Genomic DNA, 16,160 nt, shown 5'->3' on the forward strand with positions numbered 1-16,160 from the left:
CGTGTTATCGCACCAGTAGTCTGTGAACACTGCGCCGCGCACACCTGGGGGAGGAGACGCATAGCGAGTATGGGGAATGTCAGTGTGTCGAGTTCCGCTCGTCAACGCATCCGCTCATTCTCCGTCTGGATCTGGGTCTGGGGCGCGCTGGTCCTCTTCATCGGCGCGCTGACCACCTACGTCGATGTCGGGGTCGGCGACGACGGTTTCGGGATCCTCGGCGACGGCGACAACCCGTGGGACGTCGAAGAGCCGCCGATCTTCGAGCCGGACGGCGCCACCTACTCCGGTGAGGGAAGCGGCCTGATCCGCATTCCGCTGGAGGAACACAACCAGGCCCCGTACACCGTGACCCTGCTCACCGGTGAATACCTCGACCTCTATATGACCGACGCCGAAGACATCGGCCGTCCCGCCGACGATCGTGGCTATCCCACCAACATCGCCTACCTCTACGACGTGGGTGACGAGGTCCTCGTCCTCCCCAACGACACCGACCTCGAGCTGTGGGTGCGCACCGACGACCCGTGGTCGTTCACGTTCGAGCAGGCGGAGGTCACCGAGATCACCGACGGGTTCGCCAGCGGCACGAGCAACGGGTTCCTGGTCTACCGGGGCGATGCGCTCAGCGCCCGCTTCGTGCACCGGGGCGAGGGGCTCTTCTACGTGACCATCCAGACCGTCGGCGGGCGGGCCGACATGCCCATCATCGAGTCCGGCGAGGTCGACCTGCGCCAGTCCTGGGACCCCACCGACGCCGTGTACATCAGCATCGAAGCGGATGACGGGCGCGGGGCCTGGTCGGTGGACATCGACGAGCTGGCGACGGATGACCCCGCCGACCCGGTCCCCGAACCCACCGACTCCCCCGAGTCCACCGACTCCCCCGCCACTGCCGGGACCACGGCCAGCGCATCGCACACGACGGCACGCCGCACCACGAGAGGAAGCACACTCCGATGAGTTTCGCCGAAACGCTCGACCAGGCCTTCAAGGCCCGCCTGCCCCTGCTGTACCTCGAGACCAGCGAGGAAGAACGCGCCCTCGAGGAGATCACCCGCGCCGCCCAGGCGCTGCGACGCCCGCGCGAGGTGTGGACGTGGACGAGCGCCACCGGACTGATCGGACCGGACGGCAAGGGCATCAACAACACCTCGACGCCGGCGAAGGCGCTCGACCACATCGTCGGCATCCCCGAGAACGCGGTGTTCGTCTTCTGCGACCTGCACGCCTACTTCGGCACCGAGCAACGCCCCGGCGACCCCGTCATCATCCGCAAGGTCCGCGAAACGGTGCTCGAGCTGCGCCACGCGGATGCCGCCCGCGCGCTGGTCGTGACGGCGCCCGTGCGCTGCATCCCGCCCGAGCTCGACAAGCTCGCCCACCTGCTCGAATTCCCGCTGCCGAACACGACCGAACTGCGCGCGATGCTCGACACCATGATCGAGAACAACGCGTCGGGCAGCGGCCGGATCCGGGTGCAGGCCGACGAGAAGACCCTCGAGGCCCTCGTGCAGGCCGCCCGCGGACTGACCATGTCCGAGGCCGAGAACGCGTTCGCGCGCGCCATGGTCGATGACGGCCAGCTCACCGCGAACGACATCGGCGTGGTGCTCGACGAGAAGCGCCAGATCGTGAGCAAGTCGGGCCTGCTCGACTTCGTCACCAAGGCCCTCGACCTGGACTCCGTCGGCGGCCTGAACAACCTCAAGCGCTGGCTGTCCCGGCGCGACGGTTCCTGGCTGGGCGAGGCCGAGGAGTTCGGCCTGCCCGCCCCGAAGGGTGTGCTCATCACCGGCGTGCCCGGCTGTGGAAAGTCCCTCACCGCGAAGGCGATGGCGGCGTCGTGGGGTCTGCCGCTGCTGCGGCTCGACATCGGCCGGATCTTCTCCGGCCTGGTCGGATCGTCGGAGCAGAACCTCCGCACCGCACTGGCCACAGCCGAGGCCGTCGCCCCGTGCATCCTCTGGGTCGACGAGATCGAGAAGGGCTTCTCCAACACCACCGGCACCGGCGACTCCGGCACCACCGCGCGCGTGTTCGGTTACTTCCTCACCTGGATGCAGGAGAAGAAGCATCCGGTGTTCGTCGTCGCCACCGCCAACAACATCGACTCCCTGCCGCCGGAATTCATGCGCAAGGGCCGCTTCGACGAGATCTTCTTCGTCGACCTGCCCACCGCCGTTGAGCGCCGCGCGATCTGGACCATCCAGCTCGCCTCGAACGCCACCGCCGGCAACGGGCTCGCCGCCATCGACGCCACCGCCGTCGACGCCCTGATCGACGTGAGCGAGAACTACTCCGGCGCCGAGATCGAGCAGGCCGTCATCGTGGCCCTGTACGAGGCCTTCGCGGAGCGCCGCCCGGTGACGCTCGCCGACCTCAGCCTCGCGATCACGAACATGATCCCGCTGGCCGTGACCCAGGCCGAGGAAGTGCAGACCATCCGCGCCTGGGCCGAGGTGCGCGCCGTGCGCGCCACCGGCAGCGAAGACATCGACCCCCACGAAGACGCGCTCGTCGGCGCCGCCGTCGGCGACACCGCGGGCCTGTCCAGCCGTCGCGGCGGCCGCACCGTTGACTTCTAAGGAGACCCCATGACAGACAAGCAGCTCATCGTGCAGGTGCGGCCCGACGGCAGCGTGCACGCCGAAACCATCGGCATGCACGGCAACGAATGCCTGGACTACATCGCCGTGCTCGAGAACATGCTCGACGCCCAGACCACCGACTCCTCGTTCACGGAGGCCTACGCCCAGGTGGCCGCGGAGCAGGAGACGACGGAGCAGAACTGGGACGGCACGCGGTGACCCTGCTCGGCACGCCGCGGGTGCGGGGCGCCACTGCGCCTGACCCGACCGTGCTCGGCACCGTAGAACCCGTCGCGAAGCCGGGCGCCGACCTGCGCTGGTCGCGGTTCCTGCCCGCGACGGCGGCCGAAGGACCCGGCCTGCGTGCGGCGCTCTGGGTGCAGGGCTGCAGCGTGCACTGTCCCGGTTGCTTCAACCCGCAGCTCTGGGCGGAGATCGGTGGCCGGGTCGAGAACACGGCCGTGCTCGCCGACCGTTTCGTGGCGGATGCGCTCGGCGCCGGCGTCGAGGGAGTCACCCTGCTCGGCGGCGAACCCTTCGACCAGGCCGCGGCGCTCGCGTCGATCGCGGAGGCGTTCCGCGCGGCCGGGCTCACCGTGATGACCTTCTCCGGGTACCCCCTCGACCTGCTCACCGAGTGGTCGGCGGCGCGCCCGGACATCGCCCGGCTGCTCGCCGCCACCGACCTGCTCATCGACGGACCCTACCTCCGCGACCAGCCCGACGCGGTGCGCCCCTGGCTCGGCTCGACCAACCAGGGAATCCGCGCGCTCACCCCGGCGTACGCCGCCGAGGTCGCCCGGATCGAACGTGAGGGTGGGCTGGACCGGCTCGAGATCCGCATCCGCCCCGACGGCCGGATCGACGTGAACGGCTGGGCCGACTCCGCCGCCCTTGAGGAACTCCTGCACGACCTCGGCCCCCGACAGGACCGGCCCGGAACGAAAGCGAGACTCGCATGAGTGTCACCCTGATCCTCCTCCCCATCGCCCTGGCCGCTGCCGCCGCGGCCGGCGGTGTCGGCGCGCTCGGCGCGACCCTGACGGCGAAAAGCAAGAACGGCGACGGCTCCCCGCCCGAGATCCGGGTGCGCACCCGCATGAAGGACAGCACGTTGCTCGCCGACGCCCTGACCAACCTCGGCGCCACCGCGATCGACGTGTCCGGCACCCGGGTCACCGCGGAGGTCGACGGTGTGTCGCTGACGATGACGCTCACCGAAGACGGCGTCTGGGAGGCGCACGTGGAAAGCCTCGACGGCCAGGACGTGACCGTTGTGGGTGCCACCGAGCTTCTGCAGCGCCTCGACACCGAGTACGCCGCCATGGTGCAGCAGGCCGTTGCCGAGAAGATCCGCGCTCGCGCGAGCACCTCCGGCTTCGAACTCGTGTCGGAGACCCGGGAGGCGGATGACACCGTGACCATGGTGCTCAACGTCACCGCGGGAGCGTAACGAACCGATGACTAACGCCCCAGGTCCCTTCCGCGGCGCGCCGGTCGCGGCCACCGCGACGGGACCGTCGCTCCGTTGGCGCTTCGGCGTGAGCTCGTGGCTGCTGCTCCTGCTGGTCGGCGGCGGCGGACTCGCCTGGCTGGGCTTCGGGATTCTCGCCGTGATCGCCCGGCGGCGGTCGTGGGGGATCTTCGCCGGGGCCTACGCGGTGGCCGCGATCATCGTGCAGCTGCCGGACGACCCGGCGGGACACATCATGCAGGGCACCCTGTACCTCGTGGTCCTCGTGCACGGACTGATCATCAACCAGGGCTGGCTCCTGCTGCTCTGGGGGCGCCGGGAGAACGGCCTCACGGTCTTCGGCAACCCGCGCGGCGCGCGCAACGCCGCTCCGACCGGACCCCGGCAGCGCGCAGCAGCGATCCCGAAGGAAGCCGAAAGGCTGCTCGGCGGCGGCGGAACCTCGAGGTCCGACTACGTCGACGACTCCGCCGCGGCAGCACCGGCCCCGCGCGCGCGCCGGCCCACGCGTGCGCAGCGACGCGCGCAGGAGGACGCGGCGGCGCGCGCCGGCGCCCCGACCCGGGCGCCCGTCCGGACGCTGGCCGAACCCGTTGCGGAGGCGGAGCTCGTCGACGTGAACACGGCCAACCAGCGAACGCTGGCGAAGCTCACCGGTTTCGATCGCGGGCTGGCGAAGGCGGCGATCACCGAGCGCACCCGGCGCGGCGGGTTCGGCTCGCTCGAAGACTTCGCGGCGACGGCCGGGCTGCAACCGCACGAGATCGTGCGCCTGCGCGGCGAGGCCTTCTGCTCCGCCCGCCCCCGCGCCAAACGAAGCTTCGGCCGCCGAGTCGACTACTGACGCCCGTCACCGGGGCTCGACCAGCGAGTGGGCGCGACGCACCCGACTGGCACCTCAGGCGGTGGCGGGGACGCGGGGGCGGGATGTCGCGGTGACCGCGGCCGCCGCATCCGCCACCTGCGCGCCGGCGAAGGCCGGACGGGCGCCGTAGGGGTCGTCGTCGCCCCAGAGCGTGGTCGGCGCCTCGCGGCGAACCGTGGGGATGACCTCGGTGGCGAACCGCCCGAGGATCTCCAGCTGATGCTCGAACGGCACCGTGGTGGGCAGGCTGATCGACTGCAGGTCGTGCCGGAACAGCTCGTGGTACGACAGGATCTTGTCGACCACCTGCTGGGGGCTGCCCACCAGCGCCGGCCCCTCCTCGACGGCGTGGTCGATGTCTCGGAACGGGGTGTTGTTGCCCGGCACGTGCGTCGCCGCGACGATGGCCTCGTAGACCGGGCCGTATTGCTCCTTGGCCTGCTGGGTGGTGTCGGCGATGAAGGTGCTGCCCGACCCTGACCCCACGTACGCGAAGCGCGGGTCGTGCCCGTGCCGCGCATACTCGTCGCGGTAGTGCTCGATCAGCACCGAGTAGTTCTGCCGTGGCTGGATCGCGTTGGCGGTGAACAGCGGGTCGCCCCACTTCGCGGCCAGCGCGGCGGACGCCAGCGTGGTCGCCGAGCCGTGCCACACCCGCGGGGCGCCGGCGAACGGGCGCGGCAGGGTGGTGATGTCATCGACCGGCGGCCGGAACTCGCCCGACCAGCTCACCCCGGTCTCCCGCCACAGTCGTCGCAGCAACTCGTACTTCTCGGCGACGAGGTCCCACTGGTCCTCCACCTGCAGCCCGAACAGCGGGAAGTGCTTGGCCTCGTTGCCCTTGCCGATGGTGAGGTCGAGCCGGCCGCGCGAGATCTGGTCGATGGTGGCGTAGTCCTCGGCCACCCGAATCGGGTCGAGCAGCGAGAGCACCGTCACGCCGGACTGCAGCCGGATGCGTGTGGTCGTCGCCGCGATCGCCCCGAGCAGCACCGTCGGCGCCGACGAGAGGAACCGGCCGGCGTGCCGCTCACCCACCGAGTAGGCGTCGAAGCCGAGCTCCTCGGCCCGGCGAGCCACCTGGATGGTCTGCGCGAACCGGTCGCTGGGCGACACGATCCGTCCGGTGACCGGGTTGGTGAGGTACGGGATGATGTCGAGGACCTGGAACTTCACGGTGTCAGAGCTCCACATCGATGCGGTCCAGCGGCGTCTTCTCCCCCGCCTCGACGCCGATCGGCAGCCGGTTCTCCGCCGGCGGCAACGGGCAGGTGGCGTAGTCGGTGTAGGCGCAAGGCAGGTTCACGGCCCGGTTGAAGTCGATGCTGGTGGCACCGGATGCGTCCGGCGCGGACACCGACACCGTGCGGTTGGCCGCATACGTGGTGATGCCGCTGGTGGCGTCGGTGAACAGCACGAGAAAACTGCCGGGCGCGTAGCCGTTGAACACGGTGAGCCGGAAGGTCTCGCCGCGCAACTCGAACTCGAGCTCGCCGGGCGCCTCGTAGACGTGCTGCAGGCCCTCGACCGCAGCGCCCACGGTGACCTCGCGGGGGGTCTCGAACGGAAGGTACCGGGCGGCGACCCGCCAGCGCGGATTCGGGAGGTAGGTGGGCGTGCCCTGGTACGCCGCCCGGAAGGCGGTGTCGGGGTGCCGGGGCCGCACCACGATGTGGCCGCCGCGCTTGGCGACCTCGATCACGGCGTCACCCGCGACGGCGTTCAGGCCGTCCCGCTCGGCAATCGGCCCGAAGGCGTGACGGCCCGCGAGCGGCCCGGCGTCGACGCTGAGTTGCTCCCCGTCGGCGAGTTCGACGACCGGGCCGTCGGCGGTGGCCGACCAGGCGCCGGGCGCATCCGCGAAGCGCTGCGGCTGCTCGGTGAGGAAGTGCAGCCCGGTGATCGCGAGGAAACCGTGCTCGGACGCGCGCTGCTTCTCGTGCCGGGAATGCCAGGCCTCCCACTCGGTGCCGAATGCAGCGCGGTCGATGGCCGGGGCGGAAGTCTCGGTGGTGATGGTCTCTGTGCTCATGACAGCACGCTACGGCGCGGGTCAACGCAGATTACGGCGGATGCGCCCAACAACGTCACACTCGCAACACGCGGTAACGAAGGTTGCGCCGTGCCGCGGTGGCGACACACACGCACGTCACCAGGTCTCGACAGGCTCGACCAGCGATCGGGCACGTTCTGCGCCTCCGTCGCCCGATCCCGGCGAGCCAGCCATTCGTTGGTCGAGCTTGTCGAGACCCCGCGAGTCGACCTATGGGTGCCGCGGCAACGGGAAGCTGTAGACCAGCGGCGCGATCGCGTCGGGTGAGCCGGGGCCGCCGAGGCCGCCCGGCACCCGGTCGTGCATACGCTGGAAGCCGAGTCGTTCGTAGAGCCGCTGCGCCGGCAGGTTGAGCGAGCCGGTGTCGAGCACCACGGCGCCGACGCCCCACTGGCCGGCCACCGCCAGCGCGTGCAGCACCAGCGCTTCGCCGACTCCCCGACCACGAGCATCCGGGTCGACGGTGATCAGGCGGAGTTCGGCCTCGCCCGGCTGGGCCAACCTGGTGCCGGATGCGCCGGCGCGCAGCAGGCTGGCGGTGCCGAGCAGCGGCACGACGGCGGCTTCATCGCCAGGCTCACCGGCAACATCAACGGCACTGCGCTCATCAACAGCGCTGCGTTGATCAACAGCGCTGCGTTCATCAACAGCGCTGCGTTCATCAACAGCTACAAGCAACGCTCCCGCCGCCGCCCGGCCGGCCGAGTCGCGCACCAGCGCGGTGCGGGCCGCGGACACCGGCAGGTGCCCGTAGGGGCCGTTCCGGAAACCGAGCTCGACGAGGTCCGCCACCCGGTCGAACTCGTGCGGCGCCGCGCGACGCACCCGCACGCTCACGCTCATGCGCCCGCGACCGCGGGCACCGCGGGGTAGGCCTCGGCGAGCAGCCCCGCCAGGTAGGCCACGATCGCTCCCGGGCCGCTCTTGGGGGCGTCGGCCTCGATCTGCGCGTTGTAGTTGGTGTTGGTGTTCACGTCGTAGGTCACCAGCCGGCCGTCGGCGGTTTCGATGAACTCGATCCCGGCGATCTCGATGCCCTCCGCGCGGAGGAACGCCCGGTACCGGTCGATGATCGGGTGCTGGTCGAAGCCCTCCCGGCGAGCGAAGATCTGCTGCCCGGCCTCGGGCAGGATCGTGGCGCCGGGCGGCAGCAGCAGCGCGCCGGTAGTCGGGTCGATGGCGCAGGCATCCGCCGGGCACAGCTGGTAGCCGCCGCGTGCGGTGTCGGCGGTGATCGCGTAGATGAACTCGTCGCCGACGATCTCCACCCGGGTCACCTCGGGCTTGGCGGCCACGACGAACTCCTGCAGCAACGAGATGCCGTCCTCCGGCTCCTCGTACAGGCCGGCGTCGATGGCGGCGGCCAGCTCGTCGGCGCTGCCGAACTTCTGCACCCCCAGGCCCTTGCCGCCCTGGTTGTGCTTGGTGATGAACGGGGCGGGAAAGTCCTTCGCCGCCTCGACCAGGAGGTGCGTGCCGACGACCACCCGGGTACGCGGCACGTCGAAGCCCTGCGCGCGCAGCCGGGTGAGCTGGTCGACCTTGCTCACCTCGAGCTCGATGGTGCGCCGCCCGTTCACGGTGCGGGCACCGTACGCGTCCAGCCAGTTGAGCACGCTGCGGGTGTAGTCCTTCGACAGGCCGTGCCCGCGGGTGTGCGCGGATGCGCTGATCCGCGACCAGAAGATGCCTGCCGGCGGCGCCTCGTCGAGGTCGAGCACGCCGTCAACGAGCAGCCACTCCCGGTACGGCACCCCGGCCGCTTCGAACGCCGCCTGGAACGGGCCGAACCAGTCCGGGTTCTCGTGCAGGACATGCACAACGGGAACGTGTGCGGGTGCGTCAAGAAAAGTCATGAGAAATAGCCTTCCACGTCCAGCACGCCGCCGGCGGCAGCGAAGTCCGCCGTCACCGCCGTGCGCAGGTCGTCATCGAACAGGAAATCGGCGGCGGTGAGCGCCAGCCCGTCGGCGCCGTGCAGCACCGCCGTGTCACCGTCCGGCCCGTTCGCGTACTCGGCGAACTCCACCGTGTGCAGCGAGATGCCCGGCGGGCTCACCCGGATCACGGGGTGGATCGACGGCACCCGGGCCGACACGTTGCCGAAGTCGGTGGATGCGGCGAGCTCGCTGGGCACGACGGCCCGGGTGAGCACGGTGCGGCCGAGTTCGGCCTGCCGCACCGCCCAGCGGGCGGTCAGCGGGTGGTTGAACCGGATCGGCAGCGAGTACGGTGCCGGGTCCCACTCCACCTCCACCGTCGTGCCGGTCGACAGGGCGCTGCCATGGGCGATGTCCTCCACCCGGGCGCTGAGGTCCCGCAGGGTCGGGGCCGCGGGCGAGCGCAGGTAGTACTCCAGTTCGGCGAACGCCGGCACGATGTTGGGGCGGTCTCCGCCGGACAGCACCACCCCGTGGATGCGGTCGCCCGGCGGCAGGTGCTGGCGCAGGAACCCCACCGCCTGGTAGTTCAGCGCCACCGCGTCGAGGGCGTTCCGGCCCATGAACGCGCTGGCCGAGGCGTGCGCGGCGACGCCGGCGTAGCGCACCCGCACGATCCGGCGGCCGATGAACGGATGGTCGGCGGCGTCGTACCCGAACGGGTGCACCATGATCGCCGCATCCACCCGGTCGAACGCGCCGGCCCTGGCGAGCAGCTCCTTGCCGTTGCCGCCCTCCTCGGCGGGCGTGCCGAGCAGCACCACCCGGCCGGGCAGCTGGTCGGCCACCGTGGCCAGCGCCAGGAAGGCGCCCACGGCGGCGGCCGCGATGATGTTGTGCCCGCAGCCGTGGCCGATGCCGGGCAGGGCGTCGTACTCGGCGAGGATCGCGACGGTGGGTCCGGCCGGGTCGCCGATCTCGGCCTCGAACGCGGTGGCCAGCCCGTAGGCGTTGCCGCGGGACTCGATGCAGTGTGCGGCGAGCAGGGTGCGGATGTCGGCGACGCTGTTGGTCTCCTGGAACGCCTCCTCGGCATGCTCGAAGATGCGGTGCGAGAGGGCCAGCAGCTCCGGTTGCAGCCGGGCGAGCGCGCCGCGCACGTGCCCGGCGACATCCGTGGGGGCACCGGTGTGCGGGGAGGTGATCGGAACGGCGAGCGCCGCCTTGCGTTCGGTCTCGATCGCGACGGTGTCGAGGTAGTGCCGGTTCGGCGCGCTCATCGGCTGCGTGCCGGGATCGTGCTGCGGTCGTGGGCGGCGCTGCGGTCCGGAACAGCGCTGCGGTCCGGAATAGCGCTGCGGTCCGGAATAGCGCTGCGGAGATGCCCGCGCAGGGTGCTGGCGTCGTAGCCGCCCCGCACCAGGCCGCGGCGCACCAGCTCCGGCACCACCAGGCGGGTGAACGACTCGAACTGTTCGTGCAGGAAGGCGCTGAGCACGCTGAAGCCGTCGACCGCGCCGGCCCGGAACCAGTGCTCCATGTGGTCGGCGATGTCCTGCGCCGACCCCACCACGATCGGCGAGCGCACCAGGTGCGCCACGAGCAGGTGCCGGTAACTCACCGGCCGCTCCCCGTTGACGGTGCGGCCGGAGCGTTCGGCGACCACGTCGAGCAGCCGCCGGCCGGTGTCGTTGAACCGGGCCGCGGTGGCCGCGGTGACCACGTCGTCGATGCCGCGTTCGGCCAGCGACAGGCCCACCAGCTGGCGCAGGCTCCGGGCGGTGCGGTTGGTGGGCAGGCCGAGCTTCGCCGCTTCGTTGCTGCCGTCGTCCACCTGGAACAGGTCGACCAGCCGGTCATAGACGCCGAACGCGTCGGCGCGACTCTCCCCCACGATCGGCAGGATCGGTGCCACGATCGACAGGGAACCCGCCGGCCGGCCGAAAGCGGTGACCTGTTGCTTGGTTTCGGCGTACAGGCTCGCGGCCTCCTGCACAGTGGCCGGCGCGACGAGGTAGATGTCGGCGGATTCGGCGGAGAACTCCCGCGCCCGGCGGGAGGTGCCCGCGTGCATCAGCGGCACGTGGCCCTGCACCGGCCGTTGCACGTTGAGCGGCCCGGCGACGGCGTAGGACCGGCCGACGTGGTCGAGGGTCGACACCCGCGACCGGTCGATCAGCACGCCGGTTCCGGTGTCGCGCACGAAGGCGTCGTCGTCCCACCCGTCCCAGAGCCCGTGCAGCACCTGCACGTACTCCTCGGCCACCTCGAACCGGTCGAACTCGGGGGTGTGCCCGGCCTTGCCGAAGTTCGCCGCGCCACGCGCATCCGTGCCCACCGTGAGGTTGAGGCCGAACCGGCCATGGCTGAGCTGGTCGATGGATGCCGCCGCCCTGGCGGTGGCGTACGGCTCGGAGTGCGACACGTTGACGGTGCCCACGATCCCGATCCGTTTGGTGGCCGCGGCCAGGTACGACGCCGTGCTCAGCGAGTCGGCGCGGGAGAGCAGGTGCGGGTCGGAGAACTCCAGGTCGGTGTCGGTGGAGAGCCAGTCGCCCAGGAAGAGGAAGTCGAAACCGGCCTTCTCGGCCGTCCGGGCCACGCGCTTGAGCGCCTCGGCATCCTTCGCCGGGTCGTTGTGGGCGCCCGGATACCGCCAACCGGACGGGAACGCACCGAGGGTGCGCACCATGGCGCTGAGCACGAGATGGTCCTCAAGCCCGGTCGCGTGCGGGAAGGCCTGCCGAGTGGTCATTCCTCGACGCTAAGCCGAACCGGAGAACCGGGTGAGAAAAATGACGTTGTACGTCATGAGTTTAGAAAGCGGCCGACCCGATTACTAGGGTCGGAAGCAGCTGCCCGTCCTCCAGAACCGAAGGAACCAGATGACGACATCACGTTTCGACGAGATCACTCGCGACGAGCTCAGTCGTGCGAGCAGCCGGAAGTGGAGCCTGCACCCCGGCACCATCGGCGCCTGGGTGGCCGAGATGGACTTCGGCACCGCGCCGGCGGTTTCCGCTGCGCTGCACCGGGCCGTCGAGACCGGCGACCTGGGCTATCTCGCCCCCACCACCACCCGGCAGATGGCCGAGGCCACCGCGGCCTGGCTGCGTGAGGACTACGGCTGGACGGTGCCTCCGGAGAACATCCACCCGGTGTCCGACGTGATGAGCGCGTTCGAGGTGACGGTGCGGCGGTACTCGCCCGACGGCACCGGGGTGATCATCCCCACCCCGTCGTACATGCCGTTCCTCAGCTTCACGCCCACCCTGGGGCGGGAGATCTTCGAGGTGCCCGGCGTGAGCGTCGACGGCCGTTGGACCCACGACCTGGTCGGGATCGAGGCCGCGTTCAGGGCCGGTGCCCGCACCCTGGTGCTCTGCAACCCGCACAACCCCACCGGCACCGCCCTCACCCGCGCCGAGCTCGAGGCCATCGCCGAGATCGTCGACCGGCACAACGGCCGGGTCTTCGCCGACGAGATCCACGCGCCGCTCCGCTACGGCGACACCCCGCACATCCCCTACGCGTCCATCTCCGCGCAGACCGCCCGGCACACCATCACCGCCACCTCGGCGTCGAAGGCGTGGAACCTGCCGGGGCTGAAGACCGCCCAGTTCATCACCACCAACCCGGCGGATGAGGAGGTGTACCAGGTCTTCGGGTTCGCCGTCGTGCACGGCGCCTCCACCCCCGGTGTGATCGCCGCGACCGCCGCCTACACCGAGGGCGGCGAGTGGCTGGCCGAGGTGATCGACTACCTCGACGGCAACCGTTTCCTGCTGCGCGACCTGCTCGCCGAGCACCTGCCCGAGGTGCGCTACGAGGTGCCGGAGGCCACGTACATCGCCTGGCTGGACTGTTCACGGCTGGGCATCCCGGGCTCCATCGCCGACTTCTTCCGCCTCGAAGCTGGCGTCACACTCACCGACGGGTCACTCTGCGGCTCGGGCTACGCCGACCACGCCCGCCTGATCTTCGCCATGCCCCGCCCGATCCTGGAGCAGGCCGTGCTGCAGATGGCCGCCGCCGTCTCCCGACTGAAAGTATCCCTGTGACCCTCGACGCCACCTCAGCCTGTCCGTCCCAGCCCGAGTACGACTGGGAAGGCTACGCCTTCGACACCCGCCAGGTGCACGCCGGCGAGTACGACGAGCTCACCAGCGGGGCCCGCATCCCCCCGATCAACATGACCGCCGGCTTCCGGTTCGATTCCTTCGCGGATGCCCGGGGCCGGTTCAACGGCGACGCCGACGGGCTCATCTACTCCCGGCAGCGCAACCCGTCCGGCACTGTGGCCGAGCGCCGGATCGCGTCGCTCGAGGGCGGCACCGAGGCCATCGTGGTGGCCTCGGGGCAGGCCGCGATCACGGCCGCTCTGCTGTCGATCGCGCAACACGGCGACCACATAGTGTCGACGGCGAGCATCTACAGCGGCACCCGCATCCTCTTCGGCCGCAGCTTCGCCCGGTTCGGCGTCACCGTGGACTACGTCTGGGACGAGTTCGACGACGACGAGTGGGACCGCGTCATCCAGCCCAACACCAAGGCCATCTTCAGCGAGACGATCCCCAACCCGAAGAACGACATCGTCGACATCGGCCGGGTCGCCGCGGTCGCCAAACGGCACGGCATCCCGTTCGTGGTGGACAACACCATCGCATCACCGTTCCTGATCCGGCCGTTCGAGCACGGTGCCGACATCGTGGTGCACTCCTCCACCAAGTTCCTCAGCGGCCACGGCGCCGCGATCTCCGGCACCATCGTCGACGGCGGCACCTTCGACTGGGCCGCCTCCGACCGGTCGTACCCGCTGATCACGCAGTCCACGACCGGGCTGCCGTCGATCGCGGAGAAGTTCGGCCGCACCGCCTACGCCCGGGCGACCCGGGAGGCCGTGGTCAACGACATCGGCCCGGCGCTGTCGCCGTTCAACTCGTTCCTGCTGCACCAGGGCATCGAGACCCTGTCGCTGCGGATGGAACGGCACCTGGCCAGCTCGCTCACCATCGCCGGCTGGTTGGAGGGGCACCCCGGCATTGAGAGCGTCGACTACGCCGGGCTGCCCGGCAATCCGGCCTACGACCTGGCCCAGCGACTGTACGGCGGCCGGAGCGGCTCGGTGTTCTCCTTCACCGTGCGCGGCGGCGAGGCCGGGGCGGGCCGATTCCTCGACCGGCTGCGGGTGATCAGCCACATGACCAACATCGGCGACACCCGGTCGATGGCGCTGCACCCGGCCACGTCCACGCACACCTCGTTCAGCCAGGACCTGCGCGACCGGCTGGGCATCTCCGACGGCCTGATCCGCATTTCGGTGGGGATCGAAGACGTGAACGACCTCATCGCCGACCTGGACCAGGCCCTCAGCTAGACGACCGCGGGCAGACCCACACGCAGCTCACCAGGTCTCGACAAGCTCGACCAACGAGACGGGAGCCATCCGCAAACTCGCCGCGCCCCCTCCTCCGCGGCCACACCACCCCGCTGGTCGAGCCTGTCGAGACCCCGCGAGACGACCTACGGATGCGGCGCGCGGGTCAGCGGGCGAGCAGCTGGCCCTCGGGGGCGGCCGGCGCAACGGGTGCGACGGGCGCGGCGTGCAGCGGCAGGCGGACGGTGAAGGTGGTGCCCTCGCCGAGCGTGCTGGTGAGGTTCACGGTGCCCTGGTGCGCGGTCACGAAGGCCCGCACGATGGCCAGGCCCAGGCCCATGCCGGGGATGGCCAGTTCGGTGGAGTTGCGCGCCCGGAAGAACCGGTCGAAGACCTGGCGTTGGTCTTCGGCGCTGAGACCGATGCCGTCGTCGGTGACGCGGATCACCGCATCCGTGCCCTCACGGTCGACGCTGAGGGTGACGCTGCCCTGCGGGCGGGCGAACTTGATGGCGTTGGTGAGCAGGTTGTCGACGACCTGTTCGATGGCCACCGGGTCGACCTCGGCGAAGACGGCGGCGTCGTCCCTGGCGCTGATGGTGATGCCGGCGGACTGGGCGCGCGGCCGCGCGGTGTCGAGGCAGGAGCGCAGGATCTGGCCGAGGTCCGCGTCCACCCGGTGGATGGCCGGTTGCCCGTCGGTGGCGCTGAGCAGGTGCGCGATCACCGTCAACAGGCGCTCGGCGTTCCGCTCGATCACGCTGATTTCCATGGTGATGCCCAGCTCCTCGGCGTCGATCAGGCCGAGGTAGCCGATGATCGGCGTGAGCGGGGTGCGCAGTTCGTGCGACACCGTGGCGAGGAAGTCATCCCGCACGGCGATCGCCTCTACGAGCGGGGTGACATCGGTGGCCACGACGACGGTGCCCAACGGATACCCGGACTCCCGTTCCACCACGCCCGCCGAAGCCATGATGGCGCTTTGGTCGTCGTCGCCGCCGACCCAGTAGATCCGGCCGGCCACGAGGTCGCCGCGCAGCGCGCGGGCCGCGATCTGGTCGTCGAGCGCGACCAGGGTGGTGCGGTCCACATCGAACACGAGGGAAGCGTCCCGGCCGTAACTGCCGGTGGCCGAGTCAGTGCGCACGGCCAGGGCCCGGGCGGCGGCGTTGCTCAGGATCACCTCACCGGCCGGGCTGTACAGCTCGATTCCGGCGTCGACGGTTTCCATGACGGCCTCGAAGGTGGCCTGCCGGTCCGTCGCCTCGAGCAGCGCGGTGCGCAGTTCGCCGGAGACCACGACCAGCTCACGCTGCTGCGCCCGCAGGCTGTTGGCGGCGACTCGTGCCGTGATCGCGATGAACCCGGTGACGATCGGCAGAAGCAGCGCGGTTCCCCAGCCGACGGCATCGGTGGGCGGAACGCCCGCCTGCACGAACGGGAAGGCGCTGACGAAGACCATGCCGGCCAGGGCCAGACCGAGCGCCCACCAGGCGAAACCGTAGGCCAGCCAGAGCACGGGCAGCACGATGAGCAGCCCCACCGCGGGGAAGGTCTCCCGCACCCCGTCACGGAGGAACGCGACCACGACGACGTCGAGCAGCGGCACGATCACGAGCCACTGGTGTCCATGCCGCTGCCACGGCACGAACATGCCCGCCAGGGTCGCGACGACGGCGAGCGCCAACCCCACCTGGAAGCCGGTCTCCCCCAGCGCCTCCGGCATCCCCGCGATCACGAAGAACAACAGCACGCAGACGCTGGCCAGGAACGGCAGCTGGGAGAGCGGGAACTCACGTTCGACCGCGTCTGCGGCGTCCGGAATAGGGGTCTCCGGATGTTGCGTCACTGGAACGTCCTCAGGCTAGCGAGGCATTCCCGGCCCTAGTGCCCGCCCTCCCCTGCATTCAAGCAGGTCCG

General features: G+C 70.5%; 15 protein-coding genes. 8 read left to right on the forward strand and 7 right to left on the reverse strand.

Annotated elements, in window-relative coordinates; translation table 11 throughout:
* Positions 1-84: 84 nt before the first annotated feature.
* The 6 genes from ACU5E9_RS11655 to ACU5E9_RS11680 are packed head-to-tail and all read left to right on the forward strand — an operon-like array spanning position 85 to position 4,909.
* Positions 85-963: a hypothetical protein gene (locus ACU5E9_RS11655; protein WP_456810079.1), complete on the forward strand. Its 879-nt coding sequence runs from the start codon at positions 85-87 to the stop codon at positions 961-963.
* Positions 960-2,588 (forward strand): AAA family ATPase, encoded by a 1,629-nt coding sequence (locus tag ACU5E9_RS11660; RefSeq protein WP_456810080.1) that lies wholly within the window; start codon positions 960-962, stop codon positions 2,586-2,588. Before ACU5E9_RS11655 ends, ACU5E9_RS11660 begins: the two co-directional genes overlap by 4 nt.
* Before the next feature lie 9 nt (positions 2,589-2,597).
* On the forward strand, positions 2,598-2,810 hold the full coding sequence (locus ACU5E9_RS11665; RefSeq protein WP_456810081.1) for a DUF2997 domain-containing protein: 213 nt from the start codon (positions 2,598-2,600) through the stop codon (positions 2,808-2,810).
* A complete protein-coding gene (locus tag ACU5E9_RS11670; protein WP_456810082.1) occupies positions 2,807-3,553 on the forward strand; it encodes a 4Fe-4S single cluster domain-containing protein in 747 nt (248 codons plus the stop codon). The genes ACU5E9_RS11665 and ACU5E9_RS11670 overlap by 4 nt, the downstream gene beginning before the upstream one ends.
* A complete protein-coding gene (locus ACU5E9_RS11675) occupies positions 3,550-4,044 on the forward strand; it encodes a hypothetical protein (RefSeq protein WP_456810083.1) in 495 nt (164 codons plus the stop codon). The genes ACU5E9_RS11670 and ACU5E9_RS11675 overlap by 4 nt, the downstream gene beginning before the upstream one ends.
* A 7-nt stretch (positions 4,045-4,051) precedes the next feature.
* Positions 4,052-4,909, forward strand: a complete 858-nt coding sequence (locus ACU5E9_RS11680) for a ComEA family DNA-binding protein (protein ID WP_456810084.1) — start codon at positions 4,052-4,054, stop codon at positions 4,907-4,909.
* A 54-nt stretch (positions 4,910-4,963) separates the two neighbouring features.
* On the opposite strand, the gene ACU5E9_RS11685 is transcribed toward ACU5E9_RS11680, so the two are convergent.
* The 6 genes from ACU5E9_RS11685 to ACU5E9_RS11710 all read right to left on the reverse strand — a co-directional run bounded on the left by ACU5E9_RS11685 (position 4,964) and on the right by ACU5E9_RS11710 (position 11,618).
* Positions 4,964-6,106, reverse strand: a complete 1,143-nt coding sequence (locus tag ACU5E9_RS11685) for an LLM class flavin-dependent oxidoreductase (protein WP_456810085.1) — start codon at positions 6,104-6,106, stop codon at positions 4,964-4,966.
* A gap of 4 nt (positions 6,107-6,110) precedes the next feature.
* Positions 6,111-6,962 carry a DUF1684 domain-containing protein gene (locus ACU5E9_RS11690; RefSeq protein ID WP_456810086.1) on the reverse strand — a complete coding sequence of 284 codons (852 nt, stop codon included), beginning with the start codon at positions 6,960-6,962 and terminating at the stop codon, positions 6,111-6,113.
* A 231-nt stretch (positions 6,963-7,193) separates the two neighbouring features.
* Positions 7,194-7,826, reverse strand: a complete 633-nt coding sequence (locus tag ACU5E9_RS11695; protein ID WP_456810087.1) for a GNAT family N-acetyltransferase — start codon at positions 7,824-7,826, stop codon at positions 7,194-7,196.
* Positions 7,823-8,839, reverse strand: a complete 1,017-nt coding sequence (locus ACU5E9_RS11700; RefSeq protein WP_456810088.1) for an ATP-grasp domain-containing protein — start codon at positions 8,837-8,839, stop codon at positions 7,823-7,825. The genes ACU5E9_RS11695 and ACU5E9_RS11700 overlap by 4 nt, the downstream gene beginning before the upstream one ends.
* Entirely contained in the window at positions 8,836-10,143 is a 1,308-nt protein-coding gene (locus ACU5E9_RS11705) for an amidohydrolase (RefSeq protein ID WP_456810089.1), read from the reverse strand. The genes ACU5E9_RS11700 and ACU5E9_RS11705 overlap by 4 nt, the downstream gene beginning before the upstream one ends.
* On the reverse strand, positions 10,140-11,618 hold the full coding sequence (locus ACU5E9_RS11710; protein WP_456810090.1) for an NtaA/DmoA family FMN-dependent monooxygenase: 1,479 nt from the start codon (positions 11,616-11,618) through the stop codon (positions 10,140-10,142). Before ACU5E9_RS11710 ends, ACU5E9_RS11705 begins: the two co-directional genes overlap by 4 nt.
* Positions 11,619-11,748: 130 nt before the next feature.
* On the opposite strand from ACU5E9_RS11710, the gene ACU5E9_RS11715 reads away from it, so the two are divergent.
* Together ACU5E9_RS11715 and ACU5E9_RS11720 are read left to right on the forward strand one after the other, a co-directional pair.
* Positions 11,749-12,924, forward strand: a complete 1,176-nt coding sequence (locus ACU5E9_RS11715; RefSeq protein WP_456810091.1) for a MalY/PatB family protein — start codon at positions 11,749-11,751, stop codon at positions 12,922-12,924.
* Complete coding sequence (locus ACU5E9_RS11720) at positions 12,921-14,240, forward strand: O-acetylhomoserine aminocarboxypropyltransferase/cysteine synthase family protein (RefSeq protein WP_456810092.1); 1,320 nt, start codon at positions 12,921-12,923, stop codon at positions 14,238-14,240. The genes ACU5E9_RS11715 and ACU5E9_RS11720 overlap by 4 nt, the downstream gene beginning before the upstream one ends.
* Positions 14,241-14,406: 166 nt before the next feature.
* Here the strand turns inward: ACU5E9_RS11720 and ACU5E9_RS11725 are convergent, their stop codons facing one another.
* Complete coding sequence (locus ACU5E9_RS11725; protein ID WP_456810093.1) at positions 14,407-16,089, reverse strand: sensor histidine kinase; 1,683 nt, start codon at positions 16,087-16,089, stop codon at positions 14,407-14,409.
* Between the last annotated feature and the right edge of the window lie 71 nt (positions 16,090-16,160).

Source organism: Cryobacterium sp. AP23 (assembly GCF_054075385.1).

Excerpts from the sequence above, each read along its gene's own strand:
- ACU5E9_RS11660 (WP_456810080.1), top strand. The coding sequence starts at position 960 with ATGAGTTTCGCCGAAACGCTCGACCAGGCCTTCAAGGCCCGCCTGCCC.
- ACU5E9_RS11665 (WP_456810081.1), top strand. The coding sequence starts at position 2,598 with ATGACAGACAAGCAGCTCATCGTGCAGGTGCGGCCCGACGGCAGCGTG.
- ACU5E9_RS11675 (WP_456810083.1), top strand. The coding sequence starts at position 3,550 with ATGAGTGTCACCCTGATCCTCCTCCCCATCGCCCTGGCCGCTGCCGCC.
- ACU5E9_RS11680 (WP_456810084.1), top strand. The coding sequence starts at position 4,052 with ATGACTAACGCCCCAGGTCCCTTCCGCGGCGCGCCGGTCGCGGCCACC.
- ACU5E9_RS11690 (WP_456810086.1), bottom strand. The coding sequence starts at position 6,962 with ATGAGCACAGAGACCATCACCACCGAGACTTCCGCCCCGGCCATCGAC.
- ACU5E9_RS11695 (WP_456810087.1), bottom strand. The coding sequence starts at position 7,826 with ATGAGCGTGAGCGTGCGGGTGCGTCGCGCGGCGCCGCACGAGTTCGAC.
- ACU5E9_RS11700 (WP_456810088.1), bottom strand. The coding sequence starts at position 8,839 with ATGACTTTTCTTGACGCACCCGCACACGTTCCCGTTGTGCATGTCCTG.
- ACU5E9_RS11705 (WP_456810089.1), bottom strand. The coding sequence starts at position 10,143 with ATGAGCGCGCCGAACCGGCACTACCTCGACACCGTCGCGATCGAGACC.
- ACU5E9_RS11710 (WP_456810090.1), bottom strand. The coding sequence starts at position 11,618 with ATGACCACTCGGCAGGCCTTCCCGCACGCGACCGGGCTTGAGGACCAT.
- ACU5E9_RS11715 (WP_456810091.1), top strand. The coding sequence starts at position 11,749 with ATGACGACATCACGTTTCGACGAGATCACTCGCGACGAGCTCAGTCGT.